The sequence below is a fragment of the Streptomyces hygroscopicus subsp. hygroscopicus genome (assembly GCF_001553455.1).
Lineage (GTDB): Bacteria > Actinomycetota > Actinomycetes > Streptomycetales > Streptomycetaceae > Streptomyces > Streptomyces hygroscopicus.
Genome location: NZ_BBOX01000245.1, coordinates 1 through 5,325 on the forward strand (window position 1 = coordinate 1; position 5,325 = coordinate 5,325).

5 protein-coding genes are annotated in these 5,325 nt (G+C 75.7%); 4 read left to right on the forward strand and 1 reads right to left on the reverse strand.

Annotation, left to right across the window (positions count from 1 at the left end):
* Positions 1-433 precede the first annotated feature (433 nt).
* Positions 434-1,663 carry an ROK family protein gene (locus tag AXW62_RS23980; protein WP_060946330.1) on the reverse strand — a complete coding sequence of 410 codons (1,230 nt, stop codon included), beginning with the start codon at positions 1,661-1,663 and terminating at the stop codon, positions 434-436.
* A 17-nt stretch (positions 1,664-1,680) separates the two neighbouring features.
* On the opposite strand from AXW62_RS23980, the gene AXW62_RS23985 reads away from it, so the two are divergent.
* The 4 genes from AXW62_RS23985 to AXW62_RS24000 form a co-directional block, all read left to right on the forward strand.
* Positions 1,681-2,904, forward strand: coding sequence for an MFS transporter (locus AXW62_RS23985; RefSeq protein ID WP_079115769.1), 1,224 nt, complete (start codon positions 1,681-1,683; stop codon positions 2,902-2,904).
* A 133-nt stretch (positions 2,905-3,037) separates the two neighbouring features.
* On the forward strand, positions 3,038-3,772 hold the full coding sequence (locus AXW62_RS23990; protein WP_060946331.1) for a maleylpyruvate isomerase family mycothiol-dependent enzyme: 735 nt from the start codon (positions 3,038-3,040) through the stop codon (positions 3,770-3,772).
* Positions 3,773-4,305: 533 nt separating this feature from the next.
* Positions 4,306-4,548, forward strand: coding sequence for a DUF6332 family protein (locus AXW62_RS23995; RefSeq protein ID WP_030829647.1), 243 nt, complete (start codon positions 4,306-4,308; stop codon positions 4,546-4,548).
* On the forward strand, positions 4,548-5,325 hold a 778-nt coding region (locus tag AXW62_RS24000), incomplete at its 3' end, for a DUF2797 domain-containing protein (protein WP_060946332.1). The genes AXW62_RS23995 and AXW62_RS24000, both read left to right, overlap by 1 nt.

A 5,325-nucleotide genomic window follows, 5' to 3' on the forward strand; every position in this document is an offset into this window, starting at 1 on the left:
CGTCACCCCGGCCCCCGTGCCCGTCACCCCGGCGCCGGCTCCGGCCACCGCGCCCGCTCCGGCGCCCGCGGTGCGCGAGCGGGCCCCCGCGGCCGCCCGGTCGGCCGTATCCCACTGAGCGTGCGGGCTTCCCGCCTCCCGCGAGGCGGGCCCCGCACAGAACTCGGCGTCCGTTTCGGCGCCGGATTCCGTGCCTATTCGTGTGTACGCCGATCCGCTCCACCCTCTGGGAGGGCTCCGCACCGCCCTCGGAGTCCGGCGAGCGTTACCAGGTGCTCCAGCCGTCGGCCCCGGACCTGGACGCGATCCCCCGGGGCGGCAGGGGCGAGCGCCGTAAGGGCCGCCCCGGCGGCCCGCTCGGCACGGTGCCGGGCGCCCGGCGCCCAGGGCCGTCCGGGCTTCCGCCGTACGCGACGGCCGCAGCGGCAGCGGCTCAGCCCACGCCCAGCGCCGCCAAGGGGTCGTCCAGCACCGGCTGCCACGCCAACTCCGCTGCCCCCACCAGGCTGTTGTGGTCCAGCGTGCACGGCAGGATCGGTACGCCCCCGCTCCGGCCCCACAGGCTCCGGTCCGCCACCACCGCGCGCAGCCGCTCGGGGTCGGTCTCCAGCAGCTCGCGGTGCAGCCCGCCGAGGATGATGCGGTCCGGGTTGAGGATGTTGACCAGACTGGCGAGTCCGAGCCCGAGACGGTCGATCAGCTGCTCGGTGGCGGCCCGGACGGACGGATCCGTGGCGTACTCCTGGTGCAGCAGGTCGCGGGCCTGCCGCAGCAGGGACACCTCCGGGCCCGGCTCGCGCCCGGCCGCCGTGAGGAAGGCGAGCGGATCGGTCTCGGTGTCCAGACAGCCGCGGCTGCCGCAATGGCAGGGCGCACCCTCGGGGTTGACGGTCAGATGGCCCACCTCGAGGGCGAGCCCCGCGCTGCCCGTGTGCAGCCGTCCGTCGAGCACCAGCGCGCCGCCGACCCCCCGGTGCCCGGTGGCGACACAGAGCAGGTGCTGGGCGCCGCCGCCCGCGCCGTGGCGGTGTTCGGCGAGCGCGGCCAGGTTGACGTCGTTGCCGACGAAGCCGGGGACCGGCTCCCGGTCGTCGCCGCGGATGCCCGCCGCGACCAGACTGCGGGTGAACAGCTCGCCCACCGGAGCGCCCGCGGTCCAGGCGACGTGCAGCGGGTTCAGGGCGGTGCCCTCCGGTTCGGCGACCGCGGACGGGACCGCGAGCCCCGCGCCCACACAGCGGCGGCCGGTCTCGCTCAGCAGCTGGGCACCGGCCTCGACGACCGCGTCGATGACGTGCGTCGGGTCCGCGGGCACGGTCATCGCACCGGGGGCGGTGGCCACCATCCGGCCGCCGAGCCCGACGAGCGCCGCGCGGAAGCCGTCGGTGTGCACCTGGGCGGCGAGCGCGACCGGCCCGTGGGGGGCGATGGAGAGCCGGTGCGAGGGACGGCCCTGCGCCCCGGCGGCCCCGAGCGGCCGTGAGTCGACCTGGATGAGACCGAGCGCCTCCAGCTCGGCGGCGACGGCGCCCGCGGTCGCGCGGGTCACCCCGAGTTCGGCCGTGAGCACGGCGCGGGTGGGCGCGCGGCCGGTGTGGACGAGCTCCAGCGCCGGGCCAAGAGCGCTTCGGCCGCGCTCGAGCCTTGTCCGTGTCTGGGTCACACCCCTATTCTCACTTTGTGCCGACTCGAAACAAAATACGGACGGCCATTCTGGGCAGGCGCCGCCCCGTCGTCACGGATCGCGACCTCTCCCGGCTCCGCGCCGCCATCACCGCCTTCTTCTTCCTCGACGGCTTCGTGTTCGCCGGATGGGTCGCCCGCATCCCCGCGATCAAGGACCGGACGAGCGCGTCGGAGGGCGCGCTGGGGCTGGCCCTGCTGGGTGTGTCGGCGGGCGGGACGGCCACGATGATGGCCACCGGACGGCTCTGCCGCCGCTTCGGCAACCACCCGACGACAGTGGCCGCCGGGGCGCTGCTCGCGGCGTCCGTGGCGCTGCCGCCGCTGACCCACTCGGCGCTCGCCCTCGGGCTGGTGCTGCTGGTCTTCGGCACCGGGTTCGGCGCGCTCAACGTGGCCATGAACAGCGCGGCCGTCGACCTCATCGCCGCCCTGCGCCGCCCGGTCATGCCCGGCTTCCACGCCGCGTTCAGCCTGGGTGGGATGGCCGGGGCCGGGCTGGGCGGGCTGATCGCCGCCCACCTCTCCCCCGCCCGCCATCTGTCGCTGCTGGCGCTCTTCGGACTGCTGCTCGCAGCGGTCGCGGGCCGGACGCTGATCTCGCTGCCCGCGCCCGTGCCGCCGGGCGGCCCCGGAACCGCGGCCGAGCCCGGCCCCGGAACGCCCCCCGGCGGAGCGCGGCCTGACGGCGCCCGGTGGCTGGTCGCCGTCTTCGGCCTGATCGCGCTCTGCACGGCGTACGGCGAGGGCGCGATGGCCGACTGGGCCGCGCTCCATCTGCACCAGGACCTCGACGCGTCCGCCGGACTCGCCGCCGCGGGCTACTCCGTCTTCGCGCTGATGATGGCCGTCGGCCGGCTGAGCGGCACCGTGCTGCTCGAACGGCTCGGCCAGACGAGCACCTTGATCGCGGGCGGCGTCACGGCCGCGGCCGGAATGCTGCTGGGCTCGCTCGCGCCCACGATCTGGCTCGCGCTCCTCGGCTTCGCGGTCACCGGTCTCGGACTGGCCAATCTCTTCCCGGTGGCGATCGCGCGGGCGGGCGCGCTGACGGGACCGGGCGGGGTCGCCGCGGCCTCCACGCTCGGCTACTGCGGCATGCTGCTGGGGCCGCCCACGATCGGCTTCCTCGCCGACTGGTACTCGCTGCCCACCGCGCTCACCACGGTCGCGGCGCTGGCGGTCGTCACCTACGGAACGCGGAACGCCGCGCGTACGTAACAGAAGCTGACCGTACGGAAGCTGACGGGACCTCAGCTCCACCGCCGCCCCACCGGCCGCTGTCCCCGTCCCCCGTCCGCCCCTCCTCCGGCGTGACCCTGCGATTGTCGGTGGCGGCTGGCATGATTCCACCATGGAGACCGCCGAGTTGATCGAAATCCTGAACCGCGAGGGCCGGCTGCTGGCCGACGCCGCGGCCGAGGCCGGGGCGGACGCCCCGGTGCCCACCTGTCCCGAATGGCGGGTCAGGGATCTGCTGGAGCACCTGGGCCGGGTGCACCTGTGGGCCACGCGCTACGTCGCCGAGGGGCTCATGGAGCGGGTGCCGCTGCCGGCCGCGCCGGAGCTCGACGAGGCCGGGCTGGTGGCGTGGTACCGGGACTCCCACCGCGCGCTCGTCGAGACGCTCACCGGCGCCGACCCGGAGCTGAAGTCCTTCACCTTCCTGCCCGCGCCGTCCGCGCTGGAGTTCTGGGCCCGGCGCCAGGCCCATGAGACGGCCGTCCACCGGGTCGACGCGGAGGCGGCACGGGGCGGGGACTTCTCCCCGTTCAGCCCGGAGTTCGCCGCCGACGGAGTCGACGAGCTACTGGTCGGCTTACACGCCATGGACCGCTCCCGGGTGCGCACGGACACCCCGCGCACCCTCCGCGTCCGGGCCACGGACCAGGACGCGGTCTGGACGATACGGCTGTCGGACGATGCGCCGCGGGTCGAGCGCGACGGGACGGGCACGGCCGACTGTGAGCTCCGGGGGGCGGCCGGCGATCTGTACCTCGCGCTCTGGAACCGGCTGCCGATCACCACGCTGAGCGTGACGGGCGACGAGGAGCTGGCCACGCTGTGGCGGGAGCACTCGAGCATCTGACGCGCGGCGGGGGATGAGCGGCGCGGTGGGGCGCTCTGGTGAGCGGTGAGGCGTTTCTGACGCTTGAGGGGGCGTTTGCTTGAGGGGGTGTTCTCAATGAGCGGTGGGGCGTTTTGGCGCGACGACGGGGAAGCCTGACGCGCGGCGAAGCGTCTGATGCGCGGCCACGGCGGCAAGGCGCCGCCGTGGCCGGAGACATACGTGGTCGGCGCGGACGGAGTACGACGTGGCCGCTGCGGACGGTACGGTCGTGGCGGGCCATACCGTCGTGGCGCGCGTGCGGTCGTGGCGCGCGTGCGGTCGTGGCGCGCGTGCGGTCGTGGCGCGCGTGCGGTCGTGGCGGGCGTGCGGTCGTGGCGGGCGTGCGGTCGTGGCGGGCGTGCGGTCGTGGCGGGCGTGCGGAGGCGGCGGAAGCTACCGCGGGTACGGCGGAAGCGCCGTGACGGGGGCGGCGGAAGCGCCGTGACGGGGCGGTGGCCGCGAAGGTCGGTCCGGCATCGCCGAAGGACACCAGGCGGAGGTTGATACCAGTAATGAGCGGACCCCGTTCCCAGAGCGAGCGCGACGCACTCACCGTCGAGATCGTGTTCGCCCTCGTCACGGCCGGTCTGCTGGCGGCCGTGCTCTACGTGGCGGTCGCCAGCCCGGCACTCTTCGGGGACCTGGGCCGGGCCCAGGAGACGGTGTGGCGGGGAGCCGCGTTCGCCGTGGCCGCCGTCGGTTTCACCGCCCGCCTGCTGCGGGTGCTGTGGCTCTTCTCCCAGCAGCGGCGCTGATGACCGGGGGCCCGTGGCCGTCACGGTGGCAGTGCGCGGGGACGCGCTGGGACCGCCACGGGCCCACGCTGGTCTGGCGCCACCCGCTCCACGGTGAACGGTCCTCCCCGCTGACACCGGACCGCCCGCTCTCCTTCACCACCGGGCCCCGGCGCGACTGCGTCGGCGTCCGCAGGGGCGCCCGGCACACCCCCTGCCCGGCCGGGGCCGAGGTTCCGGCCTCCGCCGTCTCCGCGCAGTGCCCGGAGTGTGCCCGGCTGGACCGCTCGTACTCCGTCGCCGCCGACACCCGTACCGACGATCCGCGCCCGTACGACGTCTACCTCGCCTGGTTCGGGCCGGAGCTGGTCAAGGTCGGGATCACCGCGGCCGAGCGGGAGGGGGCGCGGCTGCTGGAGCAGGCCGCGCTCTCGTACTGTCCGCTGGGCCGTGGCCCGCTGATGGCCGCGCGCCGCGCCGAGGCGGTGCTGGGCGCCGCACTCGGCGTCCCGGACCGCTTCCCCTACGCCGCCAAGCGCGCCGCCCGCGAGACCCCGCCGCCCCCGGAGCGGCGGGCGGCCGACCTCGCCGCGCTCCACCGGCGGGCGCGCGGCCTGGGCGGTCTTCCGGAGTCGCTGGTGCCGGCGCCGTTCGGGCCCCTGCACCATGACGCGGCCTTCCACCTGGACCGGGTGCGCCCCGCGCTGGGGCTGGTCCAGCTCGTCCCCGGGACCACCGTCACCGGCCGCATCGATGCCGTGGCGGGCCCGGGCTTCCATCTGACCTCGACGGACGGCC

Bases quoted from the DNA above. Each gene is read 5' to 3' on its own strand.
- AXW62_RS23995 (WP_030829647.1), top strand. From the start codon at position 4,306: ATGAGCGGACCCCGTTCCCAGAGCGAGCGCGACGCACTCACCGTCGAG.
- AXW62_RS23990 (WP_060946331.1), top strand. From the start codon at position 3,038: ATGGAGACCGCCGAGTTGATCGAAATCCTGAACCGCGAGGGCCGGCTG.